Consider the following 17,678-nt stretch of genomic DNA (forward strand, 5'->3'; position numbering starts at 1 on the left):
AACCTGCCGACTCAGCCGAACCGGACCCCCTGTGCAAGGGGGAGTTCGGAGGAGTAGTTGACGGTATTGGTGGCCCGACGCATATAGGCCTTCCACGAATCCGAGCCGGACTCGCGGCCCCCGCCGGTCTCCTTCTCGCCGCCGAACGCGCCACCGATCTCCGCACCGGAGGTACCGATGTTGACGTTCGCGATCCCGCAATCGGAGCCGTCGGCGGCCATGAACCGTTCCGCCTCGCGGATGTCGGTGGTGAAGATCGCCGACGACAGGCCCTGGGGTACCGCATTGTTCATCGCGATGGCGTCGTCGAGATCGTCGTAGGTCAGCACGTACAGGATCGGGGCGAACGTCTCGGCGTGCACCACCGCGGTCTGGGCAGGCATCCGGACCACGGCAGGTCGCACGTAGTAGCCGTCCGCACCGAGGTCGACACGCTCACCGCCGGTGACCTCGCCGCCGTCTTCGCGGGCCTGCTCCAGCGCACCCACCATGTCCCGGTAGGAGCGCTCGTGGATCAGTGGACCCACCAACGTGCCCTCGGTGGCAGGATCGCCGACCGGCAGGCTGGCGTACGCGGTCGCGATCCGCTGCACCAGGGTGTCGGCGATCGAACGGTGCGCGATGACCCGGCGCATGGTGGTGCAGCGCTGGCCGGCGGTACCTGCGGCCGAGAACACGATGGCCCGTACGGCCAGGTCCAGGTCCGCCGACGGGGTCACGATGGCGGCGTTGTTTCCGCCCAACTCCAGGAGCACCTTGCCGAATCTGGCGGCCACCCGCGGTCCGACCTCGCGGCCCATCCGCACGGAGCCGGTGGCGCTGACCAGTGCGACGCGCGGGTCGTCGACCAGCTGCTCGCCGATCTCGCGGCCGCCCTGGACCAGTCCGGCCAGCCCGGCCGGTGCGCCGACATCGGCGGCTGCCCGCTCGATCAGCGCCTGGCAGGCGAGGGCGGTCAGTGGTGTCAGCTCCGAGGGCTTCCACACCACGGTGTCGCCGCACACCAGTGCGACCGCGGTGTTCCACGCCCACACCGCCACCGGGAAGTTGAAGGCGGTGATGACGCCGACCACACCGAGCGGATGCCAGGTCTCCATGAGCCGGTGCCCGGGCCGTTCGGAGGCGATGGTCTTGCCGTACAGCTGTCGGGACAGCCCCACGGCGAACTGGCAGATGTCGATCATCTCCTGGACTTCGCCGAGCGCCTCGGAGGTGATCTTGCCTGCCTCGACGGTGACCAGCGTGGCCAGTTCTGCCTTGTGCGCGGTGAGCAGTTCGCCGAGCCGGGCCACCAGGGCGCCACGCACCGGCGCCGGGGTGGTCCGCCAGGCAGCGAAAGCCGCTGCGGCGGCGGCGATGACGGAGTCGGTATCGGCCGAGCTGGAGACCGGGACGGTGAAGAGCACCTCACCGGTGACCGGCGTGCTCGCAGGCAGTCCCGGCGCGCCCGGGCCGGCCAGCTCGGTGGTGCAGCCCAGTGCGTCGAGTGCGGCGCGCACCCGGGCGCGCAGTTCGTCGGCGGTCGGCAGGGAGGACGTCAGGACGCTGGTCATGTACACGCGACTTTCTCGTAGAGCTCGTAGGGATCGTGGATGTGGTGGCCGATCCGGTCGGCCATCCAGTGCTGGCTGTACTGCGTATCGTCGGGACGGTCGGGGGCGTGAGCGTCCCCATCGAGGTTCGACCGGAAGATCCCCGCGGCAGATGCCGGCAGAAAGTCTTCGTAGACAACGGGTCTGCTGGGATCGCCGCCGTGGTAGTAGGCGAGTCCCTCGGTGCACATCTGCTCATCGGTGGCCGGGAAATGGCGGTGCCAGCTAGCAGCCGGGTCGACCTCGGCCATTGCCGCGTCGTAGCGCGAACGCCCACGCGGTGTCAGCGCCACGCCGCGCTGTTCGACCTCACCGAAGCGCACCCGCAGCGATCCCTCCGAGATTGCACCGTCCGCGGCGCGGAAACGGCGCGGCTCGGCCAGCGCGCGGAAGGAGGTCTGCCGCAACAGGACTTCGGGACCGTCGACGGCCGGCGGTCCCTGAATTGCCTCGATCATCGTGATGCCACGTTCGGTCATGGCGCGCTGCAGGGCATCGATGTCCAGCACCCGCGGCGTCAGGTGATTGATGTGGGTGCTGCGCACGCCGGCGATATCGGCCGCCACCGCCGAGACGGCCGACAACTCGTCATACCAGCCGCGGTCGATCGGTTCGCGGGACAAGGCGAAACAGGCCACGGCGGCGGCGACGAAGTCTTGGGCCTCATCGGCCGGGCACCCGCCATCATCGGCGATCTGGCGCGCAGTCGTCAGCAGCTCGGCGCTGAACAACCGGCGCCCGCCCAGGAACGTCTCCACCCTGGTGCGCAGATCGGGTGTGAAGAAGCGGGTGTCGGCGCAGGCCAGCATGGAGGTGAAGACCCGGAACGGATTTCGCGCCAGCTCATCGGCATGGATCGGCCGGAAGGCGGTGGACACCACCGGGACGGGGGAGACGGCGGTCCGCAGGTCGTAGAAGCCCACCGGGTACATGCCGAAGGCGGAGAACAGATCGGCGACCTGGCGCATCTCGTCGGCGTTACCGACCCGGATGGCCCCGTGCCGTTCCGCGGTGACGCGTTCCAACGAACCCAGTCGCCGGTCCTGCGGATGACGCCGCAGGTGGTCGGCGTTGACCTCGGCGCTCACCTCCACCAAGGTGTCGTAGGCCGGCACCTCCGCGCCGTACATCCGGGACAGCGCCGCGGCGAATTGTGCCCGCAGCTGCCAGGTTTCAACGGTGCTCATCGCGGGCCCGGACGTGTTGCGTACAGTGCGGCCATGACCGACATCGAGCATCTCGACGAGATCGACCGGCTGCTGGTACGGGAGTTGGTCGCCGACGGGCGTGCGACGCTGGCGCACCTGGCTGCCACCGCGGGCCTGTCGGTGTCGGCCGTGCAGTCGCGGGTGCGTCGGTTGGAGTCCCGTGAGGTGATTCTCGGATACACCGCGCGGGTGAACCCCGAGACCGTGGGGCACATGCTCTCGGCGTTCGTGGCGATCACTCCGCTGGACCCCTCTCAACCCGATGATGCTCCTGCCCGACTGCGCCATATCGACGAAATCGAGTCGTGTCATTCCGTCGCCGGCGACGAAAGCTATGTGCTCCTGGTGCGCGTCGCCTCGGCGCGGGCGCTGGAAGACCTGCTGCAGCGAATCAGGACAGCCGCCAACGTCCGCACCCGAAGCACCATCATCCTACAGACATTTTACGACGGACGCGCATACCTGCCGAAATAGTTCCTGTTCTGAGATGCTCATACCGTAAATATTGCGTTAGGATTGCGGCATGACCGCTGTTCTGACTTCACCTGCCACCGGCGACCAGGTCGTCACGCCCGACCGGGTGCACGATGTTCTGCGCGCCAGCGTGCTCACCGACGGCATGGATCTGGTGCTCGACCTCGAAGCCTCGCGCGGCTCGGTGCTCGTCGATGCCAGAAACGGCAACCGATACCTGGACATGTTCACGTTCTTCGCGTCCTCGGCGTTGGGGATGAATCATCCCGCCCTGGCCGATGACCCGGCGTTCTGCGCCGAGCTGGCCCGGGCGGCAGTGAACAAGCCGAGCAATTCGGACGTGTACACCGTTCCGATGGCGCGATTCGTCCAGACCTTCGCACGGGTACTGGGCGATCCGGCCTTGCCGCATCTGTTCTTCGTCGACGGGGGAGCGCTGGCGGTGGAGAACGCGCTCAAGGTGGCATTCGATTGGAAGAGTAGGCACAACGAGGCCAACGGCCGCGATCCGGAGCTGGGCACCCGGGTGCTGCACCTGCGCGGCGCCTTTCACGGGCGCAGCGGCTACAGCCTCTCGCTGACCAATACCGATCCGAACAAGGTGGCGCGATTCCCCAAGTTCGACTGGCCGCGCATCGACGCCCCCTATGCCCGGCCAGGTGCCGATATCGCGGAGCTGGAGGCCGAATCGCTACGCCAGGCCCGGGCCGCCTTCACCGCGCATCCCCATGACATCGCCTGCTTCATCGCCGAACCGGTGCAGGGCGAGGGCGGTGACCGGCACATGCGGCCGGAGTTTTTCGCCGCCATGCGCGAGCTGTGCGACGAGTTCGATGCACTGCTGATCTTCGACGAGGTGCAGACCGGCTGCGGTATCACCGGAAGTGCCTGGGCTTACCAGCAATTGGGGGTTTCCCCGGATGTGGTCGCGTTCGGCAAGAAGACCCAGGTGTGTGGGGTGATGGCGGGTCGCCGTGTCGACGATATCGCCGACAACGTATTCGCCGTCAGTTCCCGCATCAACTCGACCTGGGGCGGCAACCTGACCGATATGGTGCGGTCGCGGCGCATCCTCGAAGTCATCGAGGCCGAGAATCTGATCGCGCATGCCGCCGACGCCGGAAGGCACCTGCTCGGCAGGTTGCACTGGCTGGCAACCGAATTCCCCGACATGGTGCTCGATCCACGCGGTCGGGGACTGATGTGCGCATTCAGCCTGCCGACGGCGGCCCTGCGCGACGAACTGGTGCGCAGGTTGTGGGATCGGGGGGTGATCATGCTCGCCAGCGGGCAGGATTCGGTGCGCTTCCGGCCTGCCCTGACGGTCTCGCTATCCGAACTCGACGCCGCGGTCGAGGCCGTGCGTGAGGTGTTGTCGGGACTCTAGTCAGCGGATGGGCGCGGCACGTTGGCGGATCAGAGTTTTCAACCGCGGCAGATCGGCGCCGCCGACCAGGGTGCAGCCGTGGCGTTCGGCCAGTTTGCGGGCCGCCGGGGTGAAGTCGTTGTTCGTGACGACCATGGTGTGCGTGCAATCCTGCATGGCGGCACCGGCCACCACCTCCTGGACCGCCCCGGTGCCCACCGGCCGCGCCACCCGCTTGCACTGGATGGCGAGGCGGTCCGGGCGCCTGCCGACGATCAGGTCGACACCCCAGTCCCCGGTGGCCGAGGTCATGATCACCGATACACCGCACGATCGTGCGACCCGGGCCACATAGTCCTCGAATTCCACGCCGGACATGGTGTCGATCGGATTCTCACCGACCGCGGGTGTGCGCAGGCCGGTCAGGAAATGCGGCACCGCAGCGGCCAGCAGTGGAACGGCCATCCCCGCACTGACCGCCGTGATCGCACCGGCGCCGCAGAGCAACGCCGCCCCGCCGGTGAGGATGCCGATGGTGAGAAAGGTCGTCAGTCGCACGCCCGGATCCTAGGAGGACGTGCCGACATGCAACTTGGGGGTTGCAGGTTGACGCAACTATGTGCAACTCTTGAGTTGCACATAGTTGGAGCGAATCGAGGAGCACAGATGACCACCGCACTGGAGATCACCCGAACCGTAGACATCGCCGCGACTCCGGCCGCGGTGTGGGCCGCCCTCACCGAACAAGACCTGATCGCCCAATGGTTCGGCGACAGCGCTGAATTCGACCCGGCGCCCGGGGGCGTCGGGTACTTCGGCTGGTCGACGCACGGCCGTTTCCGGGTGGTGGTCGAGCAGATCGAGGCGCCGCGACTGCTGGTATATCGGTGGGCCCGCGAGGCCGACGTGGACCCGGTGCCGGGAAATTCCACCGTAGTGCGCTTCGAGCTCACGCCGATCGCCGGCGGAACGCGACTGGCGCTGTTGGAGAGCGGATTCGACGAGCTCGACGACCCCGCGACCGCGCATGCCGACAACACCGGAGGCTGGCAGACCGAACTCGACGACCTCGTCCGGATGTTCGGAGTCGCAGCGTGACGGGTGCACCTCCGGTCATTCTCGCCGTGTTGGCCGACGAAACGCGTTGGCGCATCCTGACCGAACTGGGCTCGTCCGACATGTCCGCCAGCGCCCTGGCATCCAGGTTGCCGGTGAGCAGGCAGGCGATCGCCAGACATCTTTCGGTGCTCTCGGAGGCCGGCTTGGTGGAGGCGGTCCCGGTCGGGCGGGAGATCCGCTATCGCGCCCTCGGGGCGAAATTGAGCGCGCTGGGTGCGGAGCTGACCGCAATCGGTCAGCAATGGGATCGTCGCCTGATGGCGATCAAGCGCATCGCCGAAGGGCTGTCGTAGCGGGCATAATCCGATGTGAGATGACCGATGACGCGCCAGACGGGCAACCGGCGGTCGAGCGTGTGCTCGCCGACGACCGAGTTGGTGCTCGCCCACAAACATCCCGACGACTGCGGTCAGGTCGCCGCGACATTGGACGAGGTTCGCCGCACCGCAACGGCTTTCAGCACCCGGCACCGCATCGTCGACACTCGCGGCGATACCCATGACGTCGTGGTGGTCGGTGACCGGCTGTTCGACGAATCGGGGTGCACCGTCATCGGCAGCCACGGGTCTATATAGATCTGACGCCGCCGCGGGCAACCGGCTCGCGCGAACACCAGAACAAGGTGAGCGAGGCCGTCGCCGAGATCAGCGAGGCGCGCAGCGGTATAGAACAGGCCAAGGGCATGCTGATGCTCATCTATCGGATAGGTGAGGATGCCGCCTTCGAACTGTTGAGATGGCGCTCGCAGGAAACCAACACCCGACTCAAGTCGTTGGCGCAGCAGCTGGTCAAGGATTTCCTCGAACTCGACTACCACGAACAGCTGCCACATCGCAGCGTGTATGACCGGCTGTTGCTGACCGCACACCTGCGCGCCGATTCCTGACGTTTGCCGCAAGCGGTGGTGGGCAATCCGGCGGCATGTCCATGCGCGATGCCCCGGAAACCCGATCAGCGATCCGATTCGGCGTCATCGCCGCGGTCGTGGGGGTGCTGTTCCTGATCATCGCCGCGGTGCTTGCCCGCGGTTGCGACGGTCTCGTCACCGATTCGGCCGCGTGCGGACGTCCGCAACGGCTGGCGCTGGCGCTCGGGGCGCCGGTCATCCTGTTCGCGGCGGGTGTCCGCGCATTCGTGCGTACCTATCGGATATGGAAGAGCAACGGCTCGTGGTGGGCGTGGCAGGGGGCCGGGTGGTTCCTGATGCTGTTGATGCTGCTCGTTCTGACGATGGGGCTTCCGGCAATCGGCGGATTCGGCAGCTGATCGTCGCCCACTCGGCCCTCGGACACGACCGAGCATCGGCGTTTGACGCCGTCGTCAGCAGGGTATTCCGCCGGTGCGATCGATCAACCTGCAACCGATATGCGACGGAGGATCCCATGGGGCGTGGACTCATCGGCACGGTGGTGCTGGTCTGGTTGTTGATCGGAGTGTTCGCCGCCTGGCAGCGCGATTACTTCGCCGGTGGTGAAACGAATTGCGCTACTGCGGGTTCCATCGCACTGACCGTTGTTGCGGGCCCGCTCAACTACGCCGGGGTCAATCCGAAGGTCACGGATTGCCGGCTGCCGCAACCGAGTTCGATGGGAACCATGGAAGTGAGGGTGTCATGATAATTCTCGGAGCAATACTGCTGATCCTGGGATTCGTACTCAACGTCTACCTGCTGTGGGTCGTCGGGGTGGTCCTGCTGGTCGCCGGCGCGGTGTTCTGGCTGCTGGGTTCCATCGGTCGCCCGGTGGCGGGTCGGCGCGCCTGGTACTGACGCCGGCGCGGTTGACTGCGGTGGCCGGAGATGGACAGCCTGGAGGGCGACCGGCGCTGGAATGAGGTGGCTCGGCACGAGACGAGCATGCAAAGGCTGGACCGTAACTGGTCCAGCCTTTTGCAGGAGTTGCGGGTGGTGCAGACCGGTGTCCAGTTGCTCACCGGCCTACTGCTGACGCTGCCGTTCCATGACGGATTCGAAAATCTGCGCGCCGAACTGCGGATGGTCTATCTGGCCACGGTGTCGTGCTCGATCGTCGCCACGGTGCTGTTGATCGCCCCCATCGGAATCCACCGGGCGATGTTCCGCAGACATCGGCTCGACATCGTGGTCAGCACCGCGCACCGTCTGGCCTACGCCGGAATCCTCTTCCTCGCACTGACTTTGGCCGGCGTGATGGTGCTGATCTTCGGAGCGGTGGGTGATCTGCGAGCCGGTATCGTGGCCGGATCGGTCACCGCGCTGGCCATCGCGATCTTCTGGTTGGGCCTGCCGCTGTGGTTACGGATGCGGGCCGGGCCACCGCACTGAGTGCGCGGCAGTTTGTCGGTCTGGACGCTCGGGTATGCCGACGCGCATGACGCGATTCGGATACACCTTGATGACGGAGCAGGCCGGACCGAAAGAGCTTGTCAGGTATGCAGTTTCTGCCGAACAAGTAGGTTTCGATTTCGAGGTCTGCAGCGACCATTTCAGCCCGTGGTTGACCAGCCAAGGGCACGCGCCGAATGCGTGGGCAGTCCTGGGGGCGGTTGCGGCGATGACCGAGCGGGTGGGTCTCTATTCCTTCGTGACCTGCCCGACCATGCGCTATCACCCGGCGGTGGTCGCCCAGCAGGCGGCGACCGTGCAGATCCTGGCCGACGGCCGGTTCACCCTGGGCCTGGGCAGCGGTGAGAACCTCAACGAGCACGTCGTCGGCGCGGGGTGGCCCGCAGCGCCGCGCCGCCTGGACATGCTCGCCGAAGCCATCAAGATCATCCGCGAACTGCTCGGTGGTGAGCTCGTGGACTTCCACGGCGACTACTTCTCGGTGGACTCCGCGCGCATCTGGGATCTTCCTGACGACCCCGTCGAGATCGGGGTATCGATCACCGGCGACCGGACGATCGAGGTGTTGGGGGTGCTCGCCGATCATCTGATCAACACCGCCCCCGACAGCGATGTCGTCGAGAGCTGGAAGCGGGTCCGGCAGCCGATGGGTCTTCCCGAGGGCAGGGTGGTCGGACAGCTGCCGATCTGTTGGGATCCCGACCGCGATACCGCGATAGCGCGCGCCCACGATCAGTTCCGGTGGTTCGCTGGCGGCTGGTCGGTCAACGCCGATCTACCGACACCGGCCGGATTCGCGGGGGCTACCCAGTTCGTGCGGCCGCAGGATGTCGCCGAGGCCATCCCGTGTGGACCCGATCTCGATCCGATCGTGGAAGCGGTGGGCGAATATGCCAAGGCCGGCTTCACCGATGTGGCGCTCATCCAGATCGGTGGGGACAGCCAGGACCCCTTCTTCGCCGACGCCGCGGGACCCCTGCTGTCGGCATTGCGATCCCAATGGGGCGACTGACCCACCAGAAGGCCCACAAGACAGATCCGGCCGGATGCGCGTTCAGCGCATCCGGCCGGATTTCGTTGTGCTCTCGTGCATCACACCTTGCTGCGCGCCCACCGCCACCGCGACTTGACCTCGTCGCCGCCGCGGTCCAGTGCCGTCTCGGCCAACTCCGCGCTGCGCCGGCGGGCCTCGGCGGCCAGCGGTGCACCGCGCTCGGCGGCCCGCTCGAGTGCCGCGGTGCTGCGGTCCAGGGCGGTCTCGGCCAGTTCGGCGCTACGTTCCCTGGCCTTCTTGGCCACCGGCGCGCTCTTCTCGGCACCGCGCTCCAGGGCCGCGGCGCCGCGGTCCAGGGCGGTCTCGGCCAGTTCGGCGCCGCGCTTGCGGGCTTTCTTGGCGATCGGCGCGCTCTTCTCGGCACCCTTGTAGAGGGCCGCCGCTCCGCGATCGTAGGCCGTTCCCAGCGACTCCGCCGCGGTCTCGAACGCCGACGCCGCCAGCGGCACGCCGCGCTCCAATGCGGTGTCGGCGAGCTCGCGGCCCCGCTCGACACCGATGTGGAGACCGTGCCCGAGCCGGTCGGCGAGTTCGGAATCCAGGATCGAGTCATCGGATCCGGGCAGCCGTTCGGAGACCGCCTGGACGACCTTGCGCCCGGCGCGACGCCCGCGCCAGCCAAGGGACGGCTTGCCTGCGGTGTCGGCCGAGGCAAGCACCAGCCCGCCGATCAGGCTGACATCGGTCAGGAATGCCCGCCGCTTCTCGGCCTTGAGGGCGGGGTCGGTTTCCTCCCAGAACATGTGCCGGCCCAGATTGGCCGGGATCACCGTGGCCGCCAGCACCGCGGCGGCGACGCGCGGCACCTTGCCGGTCGCGAGCAACAGACCGCCACCGATCTGGGCGGCCGCGGTGATCCGGGCCACCGTCATCGGGTCGTCGGGCACCTTCTGGGACACCGACTCGGGCAGCGACTGCAGACCGTCCAATGTGGGCTGGACGACCTCGGCCGCGGGTTTGACGTCCCGGAGGGCCTCGATTCCCTGACCGATGAACGCGGCGGACAACAACGGGCGGGCAATTCTGCGTACCAACATGCCGGTCAATGTTCCCACCACACCTGGGTGGCAAACCACCACGAGCTCGGTGACGTCACCTGCTCAGTGGCCATCCCGCTCTTCGTCGTCGAGGTCGACATCCATCGACTGCTCCTGCCAGTCCGCGTCGGGGGTCTCCAGCGCTGGCGCGGCGATCGATCCTGCGGTGTCGACGTCGGTATCCGGATCGGCGTCCACGATGTCGCGGGATTGCTCGACAGCATCGGCAACGGGTACGTCATCGGGCACATGAGGAGTACTCATGCGTGCCGATTACCCATGGTGCGCAACGGGAAACCGGGTGCGGCCCTGGTTTGGCGACGAGTGCCCGCCGGGTACTGCCCACCGCATGCGTTACTCACGTGAACGAGGAGCCGAGCTCACCGCGGGTCAGCATGACCGCTCCCACGGCGCCCTGGTGGGAGGTGGTTCCGTTGGTTAGCCACCGTCCCGCGTGGGGTAACCTCCCAGCGGACATGCCGGGAGGTCAGATGGTGCAGCAGGGTACGGACGCGGATGCAGCCGCGACAGATGGTGATCGGTCGGTGGAGCTCCGGGTTGCCGCAACCCTGGAAAACCTCGCGGTGCTGCGCGTGCTGATCGCCGCGGCGGCCACCTTCGAGGATCTCGACTTCGATGCCGTGTCTGACCTCCGACTGGCGGTCGATGAGGCCTGCACCCGGCTGGTGAAAGCCGCGATACCGCACTCGCCGCTCGTGGTGTCCGTCCAGCCGCGCGATGATGCCGTCGTCATCACCGCGTCGGCGACCTGCGGCAGCGACGAGGACGCCATCGTCGCGCCGGGCAGCTTCAGCTGGCATGTGCTCAGCTCACTGACCGACGAGGTCAGCACGTTCTCTGATGGCCAGCACGCCGACGGCGGCCAGATATTCGGGATCTCGCTCACTGCACGGCGAGCGAGTCTGTTGCAGTGAACTCGGAATACGCCGACGTCATCGAGATGTTTCGCGTACTCGGCGAACTGCGCGATGGGTCGGCAGAGTACGAGCGGCAGCGCGAACGCATCGTCACCCGCTGCCTGCCACTGGCCGATCACATCGCCCGGCGCTTCGAAGGCCGTGGCGAGGCGCGCGACGATCTCGTCCAGGTCGCCAGGGTCGGTCTGGTCAATGCCGTGAACCGCTTCGACGTCGAAGCGGGTTCTGACTTCGCGTCCTATGCGGTGCCCACGATCATGGGCGAGGTGCGCAGGCACTTCCGGGACAACGGTTGGTCGGTCAAGGTGCCGCGCCGGCTCAAGGAACTGCACCTGCGCCTCGGCGCCGCGACGGCGGAGATGTCGCAGCGGCTGGGCCGGGCGCCCACCCCCTCGGAGCTAGCCGCCGAACTGGACATGGACCGCCAAGAGGTGGTCGAGGGCCTGATCGCGGGCAGCTCGTACAACACGCTGTCGATCGACAGTGGTGGTTCCGGCGATGACGAGGCGCCGGCTATCGCCGATACCCTCGGCTCACAGGACGATGCGCTGGATCAGATCGAGAACCGCGAGGCGCTGCGTCCGCTGCTGTCGAAGCTGCCCGAACGCGAGCGTACGGTTCTGGTGCTGCGATTCTTCGAATCCATGACGCAGTCCCAGATCGCCGAGCGGGTCGGCATCTCGCAGATGCATGTGTCTCGGCTGCTGGCTCGCTCACTGGCCAAACTGCGGGACGAGCTGCAGTAGCGGCTGTCCCTGGAGGCGGCCGGCGGCCTCGGTGGTGGTGTCGGCGGTGGGCAGAACACCGTCGGGATCGCAGATCCGTAGCAGACGCCGCACCGCGGCGCTGGGAACCAGCACCCAGCGGGCATCCTTGCCCGCGGCCGTCACGCTGATGGTGTGCAGCATCGAGAACGCCTCGGTGCCAAAGAAGTCGATACCGGAGAGGTCGACGATCAGCTGGTCGGTGTGCGCCAGGTGGGTGAGGGCATACCCGCTGAACTGTCGTGCGTTGGCGGCGTCGAGTTGCCCGAAAACCTCGACGACGGTCATGGACGGCGGCATATGGCGAACGGTGTAGACGGCTGTGCCACGCGCCGCGCGCGGCGCGGACATCGCAATGGCGATGTTGTCTGGCGTGGTCATGGCGGCTCCGACAGTCGGAATCGGTAGGCTGCGGGCTCAACCTGACCTGACACTACGCCTGATTTGGCTGGTCGGACACTTCCCCGCCGAATCCGGTGGTAGCCGGTACCGGCAGACTGGACGGATGGCCTTGCAATGCGCAGCCGGAGTGGTGCTTGCCGCCGGTGCCGGCGCACGTTTCGGGATGCCGAAAGTGCTTGCCGCCGAAGGGGCGTGGTTGGCCGCCGCGGTCACCGCGTTGCTCGACGGTGGGTGCGATGAGGTGCTCGTGGTGCTCGGAGCCGCCCGCGCGAGTGTGCCGGCACCGGCACACCCGGTTCTCGCACCGGACTGGGCGCAGGGGCTTTCGGCATCGCTGCGCGCCGGGCTGGCGGCGGCATCGCGCTACGACGTCGATCACGTTGTCATCACGCTGGTCGACACCCCGGACGTCGGCGCCGATGTGGTGCGTCGGGTTCTGGATGCCGCCGCCGGCTCGACATCGGGATTGGCCAGGGCGGTCTTCGGCGGTCGGCCGGGGCACCCCGTCGTCATCGCCGAGAGGCACTGGCCGGCGCTGATCGAACAACTCGACGGGGACGTCGGCGCCGGGCCCTTCCTGCGGTCCCGCGACGATGTCGTCGAGGTCGAATGTGGTGACCTGGCCACCGGCACCGATATCGACGTCGTTCAGCGGAAGGTGTAGCCACCGTCGGGGTATAGCGTCGAACCGGTCGTGACCCGACTGCTCAGCAGATAGACGATGGTGTGGGCGATCTCGTCCTCGGTGGCCAGCCGCCCGATCGTCGAGGCGGCGCGATAGCTGTCGAAGGCGGCGTCGCGGTCGGCGGCCGACCGGGTGCGCCAGAGGTGTCCGTCGACGGTGCCGGGTGCGATGGCGTTGACCGTGATCGGGGCGAGTTCGACGGCCAGGCCGCGGGCCAGACCCTCGATGGCCGCGTTGACCGCGGAGTAGGCGGGTGCGACGGCGGCGGGCCGGGCACCGGCGGCCCCGGACATCAGCACGATCGCGGCGTCCGGTGCCAGGATGGGCAGCGCCGCCTTGACGACGCGGTACTGACCCCAGAACTTGGATTCGAACGCCGTTCCCGCCTGTGCGACGGTCAGGGTGCGCATCGGTCCGGTGACGTAGTCGGCGGCCGTGGTGAGCAGACCGTGTGCCAGGTCGACGTGGTCGAAGAACTCCTCGACCGAGCGTTGGTCGGCGGTGTCGACCCGGTGCCACCGGGCCGCCGGGCCCAGCGCATCGGCCGTCGCGGTGAGCCTGTCGATACTGCGCCCGCCGAGGACGACCGTGCCGCCACCGGTGACGACCCGCCGCGCGGTGGCAAGTCCGATACCTGATCCGCCGCCGACCACGACGATGGTGCGGTCGGTGAAGTCCGCGTCCGACATGCCTCGACCGTATGACCCGGTGCGGGCCCGACTCGCCTGCCGCGGGATGCGGGGCAATGCCTGCCAGCGCAATTCCTGGCGAATCATCCTGCGCCGAAGGTCAGGTGTGCACTTCCAGACCGAGCGCGGCCGAGGCGTAGCGGCGCACGGTGTCCTCGGAGATGGCCGCGACATCCTCGAATCCCGGCCTGGCCCGGCTGGACATGTGGCCGGAGACCGGATCCAGGGCGATCTCGGCAAGCATCTCCCCGGTCGTGGGTTCACATACCGCCCAGGTGTAGCGGGTGTCGTCGGCCCAGCCGTCGGCCGCATCGTGGACGTAGTCGAGGTCGTCCTCGCCCATATCGGTCAAAGCGGGTCGATCGTCGACGCGGTCGTCACAACGCAGTCCGCGTAGGTACCACTGGCCGTTGTTGATCTCGACGGGTTCCATTGCAGCCTCCCGGAAAAGCCGAATGGCCACCTGCTGCACAGGATCGGTGAGAATCCGTGCAACAAGTGGCCACTGGGCGGGTTGTCTAGTCCTTGATCTCGGCGATCACGGTGCCCTGCGTGATGGCCGCGCCGGCCTCCACCGACAGGCCGGTGATGGTGCCGTCCTTGTGCGCGGTCACCGGGTTCTCCATCTTCATCGCCTCCAGGACCACGACCAGGTCGCCGGCGGAGACCTGCTGGCCCTCCTCGACGGCCACCTTGACCACGGTGCCCTGCATGGGTGCGGTCACCGAGTCGCCGGAGGCCGCCGCACCGCTGCCACCGCCACGCTTGCGGGGCTTGGGCTTCTTACGGACGGCACCGCCGGCGCCTCCACCAGCGCCGCCGCCGAGGGCCAGGTCGCCGGGCAGCGAGACCTCCAGGCGGCGGCCACCCACCTCGACGACGACGGTCTGCCGGGGCAGGCTGTCGTCCTCGTCGATGGGCTCGCCACCGGTGAACGGCTCGACGGTGTTGTCCCACTCCGTCTCGATCCAGCGGGTGTGCACGTCGAACTTCTCGCCGTCGCCGATGAAGGCGGGGTCGGCGGTGACGGCGCGGTGGAACGGGATGACCGTCGCCAGGCCTTCGACATTGAATTCGGACAGCGCGCGGCGGGACCGTGCCAGTGCCTCTTCGCGGGTGGCGCCGGTGACGATCAGCTTGGCCAGCATCGAGTCGAACTGGCCGCCGATGACCGATCCGCTCTCCACGCCGGAGTCCATGCGGACACCGGGGCCGGTAGGCGGTTCGAACTTGGTGACCGGGCCGGGGGCGGGCAGGAAGCCGCGGCCGGCATCCTCACCGTTGATACGGAACTCGAACGAGTGACCGCGCGGGGTGGGGTCCTCGGTGATGTCGAGGGCATCGCCGTTGGCGATCTTGAACTGCTGCAGGACCAGGTCGATGCCCGAGGTCTCCTCGGTGACCGGGTGTTCCACCTGCAGGCGGGTGTTGACCTCGAGGAAGGAGATCAGGCCGTCCTGGCCGACCAGGTACTCCACGGTGCCCGCACCGTAGTAACCGGCTTCCTTACAGATGCGCTTGGCGGACTCGTGGATCTCCTTGCGCTGCGCCTCGGTCAGGAACGGCGCCGGGGCCTCTTCGACGAGCTTCTGGAAGCGGCGCTGCAGCGAGCAGTCACGGGTGCCCGCGACGACGACGTTGCCGTGGGTGTCGGCGATGACCTGGGCCTCGACGTGGCGCGGCTTGTCCAGGTAGCGCTCCACGAAGCACTCGCCGCGACCGAAGGCCGCCACGGCCTCGCGGGTGGCCGAGTCGAACAGCTCGGGGATCTCTTCGAGGGTGCGGGCGACCTTCATGCCGCGGCCACCGCCACCGAAGGCGGCCTTGATGGCGATGGGCAGACCGTGCTCCTTGGCGAACGCCAGGATCTCGTCGGCGTCCTTGACCGGGTCGGGGGTGCCGGGGACCAGGGGAGCGTTGGCGCGCGCGGCGATGTGGCGCGCGGTGACCTTGTCGCCGAGGTCGCGGATGGACTGCGGGCTCGGGCCGATCCAGATCAGCCCGGCGTCCAGGACGGCCTGGGCGAAATCGGCGTTCTCCGAGAGGAAGCCGTAGCCGGGGTGGATGGCGTTGGCGCCGGACTTCTCGGCGGCTTCGAGCAACTTCTCGAAAACCAGGTAGGACTCCGCCGAGGTCTGGCCGCCCAGTGCGAAGGCCTCGTCGGCCAGCCGTACGTGGGGTGCGTCGGCATCCGGCTCGGCGTACACGGCCACGCTGGCGAGGCCGGCATCCTTGGCGGCTCGGATCACACGGACGGCGATCTCACCGCGGTTGGCCACGAGGACCTTGGAGATCTTCGAGCTGGCGTGACTTGGCACTGCGCCTCCTGGTGGCATCTTCTCTAAGAAACGTCTTTAAGAATGTATCGGGCGAAGTTTAAGTGTCCAATCCCGGGGGTGGTGAGTCGGACCCCCAATTTTGCGGCGGCCCTTTGTTACCGGTCAGTACGTTTGACGTGCGGTATCGCTGCGCTGGGCGAACGCCCGACATGCAGGACGGCGGCGTCCCACAAGGGGGCGCCGCCGTCGTTGACAGCTGTCGAGACGTCTCAGCCGAACAGCGTCGGGATGCCCTTCATCGACGGCGGTGGCTCCACTCCGAGTGCGTTGGCCAACAGTGACGGGGCGACATCGAGGATGTCGACCTCCTTGCGCGAGGGGTCGGCGGAGATGCCCGCGCCCGCGGCAAGCAGGATGCCCTCGGGGATGTGATAGCCGGTGTTGACCCCACCGATCCGAGAATGCACGCTCAGGCCCAGATCGGTGGCGGGTACATCGGTGTCGGCCGCGGCGCCGAACGGCCGGATCGTCACCTTCGTGGTGTCTTCGCCCGGCACGGTGTAATCGATGCCGAAGGTGACCGTCTTACCCTCCACGCGCAGCCGAGCGAACAACCGGTCGGTGCCGTTGACCAGGACCGATTCCAACGGTGCCACCGCTTCGGCGGCGTCGGCCTCGGACTCGAAGACCAGCGAGAGCATCGGGTACATGGCCAGCGCGACATCGGCGGGCTTGAGACCCAGCGCGGCGATGAGTTTGCCGTGGTCGTCCAGGACGAAGCGTCCGCCGTCGAGCTTGGGCACCGCGACCGGTCCCTGTCCCATGCTTGCCGAGATCACCAGCATCGACTGCGGGTTTTTGGCCAGATACTTGCGGATGCGGCCTACCTGGCGATCGGTGATGTCCATCGCGGCGACGATGAAGCTGCCGTACACCTCGTCGGCGTCGTACTCGTACTTGTCGGTGTAACCGGGCATCCCGTCACCCCAGAACCGGTGCATCATGCCCGCGACGTGGTTGGTGAAGAACACCGAGAGGCGCGGTCGGTTCTTGCGATGCTGGCGCCAGTACAGGTCGAAGCTCAGCGGAGCCTGCATCGCCGAACGGAATGCCTTGTAACGCGGGTCGATTCGTTCCTTCACCAGATGGGTGGCCAACGTCGCGGTCGATCGCGGGGTCAATCCGAGCCGGACCAGATCCACCGCCGTGCCGGCGAGCGCCTTCGGGCTCAGTGCCGAATCGGGGGAGAACCCGTTCTCACCGGTCATCGCCAGGTTGAACGCCTGAAAACGTTCCAGCGCCGGGGGATAGGTCTTGGCATCGGAGGCGAAGGTGTCCGGTACGTAGAAGCCGCCGTGCGCGAATGGGCGGGCGGGCCAGCTCTGCATCGGACCGAACAGGCCCACCGAGAGGCCGGCGCGTTCGGCCACGTTCCAGATCGGGTCACCCTTGAACGTCGACGGGTCCTGACCGAGGTCGAACGAATTGTGCTCGTAGCTGGAGGTGTGCAGTGTCGGCCAGGTGCGCCACGGCTGCAGGCCCTGCAGTTCCTCGCGATCCTCGTGGATGGTGGTCAGCGACTGCCCGTCCTTGAGCAGCGCGGCCAGATGCGAATCGGGGCGATTCTTGACGTAGATGTCGACGACAGCCCACGGCACCTCGTTGAGTTCGTAAAGAATGACGTCCCTGGCCTGCCGATTCATCGAACCGGGCCCCTTTCCTCTTTCTCGTTTGCTCCCCCCGAGCTG

22 protein-coding genes and 1 pseudogene are annotated in these 17,678 nt (G+C 67.4%); 13 read left to right on the forward strand and 10 right to left on the reverse strand.

Annotation, left to right across the window (positions count from 1 at the left end; translation table 11 throughout):
• Positions 1 to 11: 11 nt before the first annotated feature.
• Both amaB and hglS read right to left on the reverse strand, forming a co-directional pair.
• The gene (gene amaB / locus IC40_RS0111080) at positions 12 to 1,553 is read right to left on the reverse strand and encodes an L-piperidine-6-carboxylate dehydrogenase (protein ID WP_030134779.1); all 1,542 of its coding nucleotides are present in this window, start codon (positions 1,551 to 1,553) and stop codon (positions 12 to 14) included.
• Entirely contained in the window at positions 1,550 to 2,779 is a 1,230-nt protein-coding gene (gene hglS, locus IC40_RS0111085) for a 2-oxoadipate dioxygenase/decarboxylase (RefSeq protein WP_030134780.1), read from the reverse strand. Before hglS ends, amaB begins: the two co-directional genes overlap by 4 nt.
• Positions 2,780 to 2,812: 33 nt before the next feature.
• Here hglS and IC40_RS0111090 point away from each other — a divergent pair, with 33 nt between their 5' ends.
• Positions 2,813 to 3,274, forward strand: a complete 462-nt coding sequence (locus IC40_RS0111090; RefSeq protein ID WP_019514775.1) for an Lrp/AsnC family transcriptional regulator — start codon at positions 2,813 to 2,815, stop codon at positions 3,272 to 3,274.
• A gap of 49 nt (positions 3,275 to 3,323) precedes the next feature.
• On the forward strand, positions 3,324 to 4,661 hold the full coding sequence (gene lat, locus IC40_RS0111095; protein WP_030134781.1) for an L-lysine 6-transaminase: 1,338 nt from the start codon (positions 3,324 to 3,326) through the stop codon (positions 4,659 to 4,661).
• On the opposite strand, the gene IC40_RS0111100 is transcribed toward lat, so the two are convergent.
• Entirely contained in the window at positions 4,662 to 5,198 is a 537-nt protein-coding gene (locus IC40_RS0111100) for a restriction endonuclease (RefSeq protein WP_042509967.1), read from the reverse strand.
• A gap of 108 nt (positions 5,199 to 5,306) precedes the next feature.
• Here IC40_RS0111100 and IC40_RS0111105 point away from each other — a divergent pair, with 108 nt between their 5' ends.
• From IC40_RS0111105 to IC40_RS0111140, 8 genes and pseudogenes are all read left to right on the forward strand, one after another.
• Positions 5,307 to 5,738 carry an SRPBCC domain-containing protein gene (locus tag IC40_RS0111105; RefSeq protein WP_030134783.1) on the forward strand — a complete coding sequence of 144 codons (432 nt, stop codon included), beginning with the start codon at positions 5,307 to 5,309 and terminating at the stop codon, positions 5,736 to 5,738.
• Positions 5,735 to 6,052: an ArsR/SmtB family transcription factor gene (locus tag IC40_RS0111110; RefSeq protein ID WP_030134784.1), complete on the forward strand. Its 318-nt coding sequence runs from the start codon at positions 5,735 to 5,737 to the stop codon at positions 6,050 to 6,052. The genes IC40_RS0111105 and IC40_RS0111110 overlap by 4 nt, the downstream gene beginning before the upstream one ends.
• A 66-nt stretch (positions 6,053 to 6,118) precedes the next feature.
• Positions 6,119 to 6,645, forward strand: a pseudogene (locus IC40_RS26500) (ANTAR domain-containing protein); the annotation flags it as partial.
• Positions 6,646 to 6,680: 35 nt separating this feature from the next.
• The gene (locus IC40_RS0111120) at positions 6,681 to 7,025 is read left to right on the forward strand and encodes a membrane protein (protein WP_030134785.1); all 345 of its coding nucleotides are present in this window, start codon (positions 6,681 to 6,683) and stop codon (positions 7,023 to 7,025) included.
• Positions 7,026 to 7,141: 116 nt separating this feature from the next.
• Complete coding sequence (locus IC40_RS0111125; protein ID WP_030134786.1) at positions 7,142 to 7,375, forward strand: hypothetical protein; 234 nt, start codon at positions 7,142 to 7,144, stop codon at positions 7,373 to 7,375.
• A complete protein-coding gene (locus tag IC40_RS28020) occupies positions 7,372 to 7,527 on the forward strand; it encodes a DUF6131 family protein (protein ID WP_019514767.1) in 156 nt (51 codons plus the stop codon). The genes IC40_RS0111125 and IC40_RS28020 overlap by 4 nt, the downstream gene beginning before the upstream one ends.
• 30 nt (positions 7,528 to 7,557) lie before the next feature.
• Positions 7,558 to 8,061, forward strand: a complete 504-nt coding sequence (locus IC40_RS0111135) for a DUF6328 family protein (RefSeq protein ID WP_030134787.1) — start codon at positions 7,558 to 7,560, stop codon at positions 8,059 to 8,061.
• A gap of 46 nt (positions 8,062 to 8,107) precedes the next feature.
• On the forward strand, positions 8,108 to 9,094 hold the full coding sequence (locus tag IC40_RS0111140; protein WP_030134788.1) for an LLM class F420-dependent oxidoreductase: 987 nt from the start codon (positions 8,108 to 8,110) through the stop codon (positions 9,092 to 9,094).
• 80 nt (positions 9,095 to 9,174) lie between these two features.
• On the opposite strand, the gene IC40_RS0111145 is transcribed toward IC40_RS0111140, so the two are convergent.
• Both IC40_RS0111145 and IC40_RS0111150 read right to left on the reverse strand, forming a co-directional pair.
• Positions 9,175 to 10,173 carry a DoxX family protein gene (locus IC40_RS0111145; RefSeq protein WP_030134789.1) on the reverse strand — a complete coding sequence of 333 codons (999 nt, stop codon included), beginning with the start codon at positions 10,171 to 10,173 and terminating at the stop codon, positions 9,175 to 9,177.
• Positions 10,174 to 10,236: 63 nt separating this feature from the next.
• Positions 10,237 to 10,437, reverse strand: a complete 201-nt coding sequence (locus IC40_RS0111150; protein WP_030134790.1) for an Rv3202a family protein — start codon at positions 10,435 to 10,437, stop codon at positions 10,237 to 10,239.
• A gap of 212 nt (positions 10,438 to 10,649) precedes the next feature.
• On the opposite strand from IC40_RS0111150, the gene IC40_RS0111155 reads away from it, so the two are divergent.
• Both IC40_RS0111155 and IC40_RS0111160 read left to right on the forward strand, forming a co-directional pair.
• Positions 10,650 to 11,108, forward strand: coding sequence for an ATP-binding protein (locus tag IC40_RS0111155; RefSeq protein WP_396867981.1), 459 nt, complete (start codon positions 10,650 to 10,652; stop codon positions 11,106 to 11,108).
• On the forward strand, positions 11,105 to 11,857 hold the full coding sequence (locus tag IC40_RS0111160) for an RNA polymerase sigma factor SigF (protein WP_030134792.1): 753 nt from the start codon (positions 11,105 to 11,107) through the stop codon (positions 11,855 to 11,857). Before IC40_RS0111155 ends, IC40_RS0111160 begins: the two co-directional genes overlap by 4 nt.
• Here the strand turns inward: IC40_RS0111160 and IC40_RS0111165 are convergent.
• On the reverse strand, positions 11,825 to 12,256 hold the full coding sequence (locus tag IC40_RS0111165) for an STAS domain-containing protein (protein WP_051644312.1): 432 nt from the start codon (positions 12,254 to 12,256) through the stop codon (positions 11,825 to 11,827). The genes IC40_RS0111160 and IC40_RS0111165 overlap by 33 nt on opposite strands.
• A 124-nt stretch (positions 12,257 to 12,380) precedes the next feature.
• On the opposite strand from IC40_RS0111165, the gene IC40_RS0111170 reads away from it, so the two are divergent.
• Complete coding sequence (locus tag IC40_RS0111170) at positions 12,381 to 12,941, forward strand: nucleotidyltransferase family protein (protein ID WP_030134794.1); 561 nt, start codon at positions 12,381 to 12,383, stop codon at positions 12,939 to 12,941.
• Here IC40_RS0111170 and IC40_RS0111175 read toward each other — a convergent pair.
• The 4 genes from IC40_RS0111175 to IC40_RS0111190 form a co-directional block, all read right to left on the reverse strand.
• A complete protein-coding gene (locus IC40_RS0111175) occupies positions 12,926 to 13,651 on the reverse strand; it encodes an SDR family oxidoreductase (protein WP_030134795.1) in 726 nt (241 codons plus the stop codon). The genes IC40_RS0111170 and IC40_RS0111175 overlap by 16 nt on opposite strands.
• Before the next feature lie 100 nt (positions 13,652 to 13,751).
• Positions 13,752 to 14,084, reverse strand: coding sequence for a hypothetical protein (locus IC40_RS0111180; RefSeq protein ID WP_030134796.1), 333 nt, complete (start codon positions 14,082 to 14,084; stop codon positions 13,752 to 13,754).
• 85 nt (positions 14,085 to 14,169) lie between these two features.
• On the reverse strand, positions 14,170 to 15,969 hold the full coding sequence (locus IC40_RS0111185; RefSeq protein ID WP_030134797.1) for an acetyl/propionyl/methylcrotonyl-CoA carboxylase subunit alpha: 1,800 nt from the start codon (positions 15,967 to 15,969) through the stop codon (positions 14,170 to 14,172).
• Between the two features lie 230 nt (positions 15,970 to 16,199).
• Positions 16,200 to 17,633, reverse strand: a complete 1,434-nt coding sequence (locus tag IC40_RS0111190) for a hypothetical protein (RefSeq protein ID WP_030134798.1) — start codon at positions 17,631 to 17,633, stop codon at positions 16,200 to 16,202.
• Positions 17,634 to 17,678 lie beyond the last annotated feature (45 nt).

It is taken from the genome of Mycolicibacterium neoaurum ATCC 25795 (genome assembly GCF_000691525.1).
GTDB lineage: Bacteria > Actinomycetota > Actinomycetes > Mycobacteriales > Mycobacteriaceae > Mycobacterium > Mycobacterium neoaurum.

Bases quoted from the DNA above. Each gene is read 5' to 3' on its own strand.
- IC40_RS0111155 (WP_396867981.1), top strand. From the start codon at position 10,650: ATGCCGGGAGGTCAGATGGTGCAGCAGGGTACGGACGCGGATGCAGCC.
- IC40_RS0111105 (WP_030134783.1), top strand. From the start codon at position 5,307: ATGACCACCGCACTGGAGATCACCCGAACCGTAGACATCGCCGCGACT.
- IC40_RS0111150 (WP_030134790.1), bottom strand. From the start codon at position 10,437: ATGAGTACTCCTCATGTGCCCGATGACGTACCCGTTGCCGATGCTGTC.
- IC40_RS0111140 (WP_030134788.1), top strand. From the start codon at position 8,108: ATGACGCGATTCGGATACACCTTGATGACGGAGCAGGCCGGACCGAAA.
- IC40_RS0111120 (WP_030134785.1), top strand. From the start codon at position 6,681: ATGTCCATGCGCGATGCCCCGGAAACCCGATCAGCGATCCGATTCGGC.
- IC40_RS0111175 (WP_030134795.1), bottom strand. From the start codon at position 13,651: ATGTCGGACGCGGACTTCACCGACCGCACCATCGTCGTGGTCGGCGGC.
- lat (WP_030134781.1), top strand. From the start codon at position 3,324: ATGACCGCTGTTCTGACTTCACCTGCCACCGGCGACCAGGTCGTCACG.
- IC40_RS0111165 (WP_051644312.1), bottom strand. From the start codon at position 12,256: ATGACCACGCCAGACAACATCGCCATTGCGATGTCCGCGCCGCGCGCG.
- IC40_RS0111170 (WP_030134794.1), top strand. From the start codon at position 12,381: ATGGCCTTGCAATGCGCAGCCGGAGTGGTGCTTGCCGCCGGTGCCGGC.
- IC40_RS0111190 (WP_030134798.1), bottom strand. From the start codon at position 17,633: ATGAATCGGCAGGCCAGGGACGTCATTCTTTACGAACTCAACGAGGTG.
- IC40_RS0111125 (WP_030134786.1), top strand. From the start codon at position 7,142: ATGGGGCGTGGACTCATCGGCACGGTGGTGCTGGTCTGGTTGTTGATC.
- hglS (WP_030134780.1), bottom strand. From the start codon at position 2,779: ATGAGCACCGTTGAAACCTGGCAGCTGCGGGCACAATTCGCCGCGGCG.
- IC40_RS0111090 (WP_019514775.1), top strand. From the start codon at position 2,813: ATGACCGACATCGAGCATCTCGACGAGATCGACCGGCTGCTGGTACGG.
- IC40_RS0111180 (WP_030134796.1), bottom strand. From the start codon at position 14,084: ATGGAACCCGTCGAGATCAACAACGGCCAGTGGTACCTACGCGGACTG.
- IC40_RS28020 (WP_019514767.1), top strand. From the start codon at position 7,372: ATGATAATTCTCGGAGCAATACTGCTGATCCTGGGATTCGTACTCAAC.
- IC40_RS0111145 (WP_030134789.1), bottom strand. From the start codon at position 10,173: ATGTTGGTACGCAGAATTGCCCGCCCGTTGTTGTCCGCCGCGTTCATC.
- amaB (WP_030134779.1), bottom strand. From the start codon at position 1,553: ATGACCAGCGTCCTGACGTCCTCCCTGCCGACCGCCGACGAACTGCGC.
- IC40_RS0111135 (WP_030134787.1), top strand. From the start codon at position 7,558: ATGGACAGCCTGGAGGGCGACCGGCGCTGGAATGAGGTGGCTCGGCAC.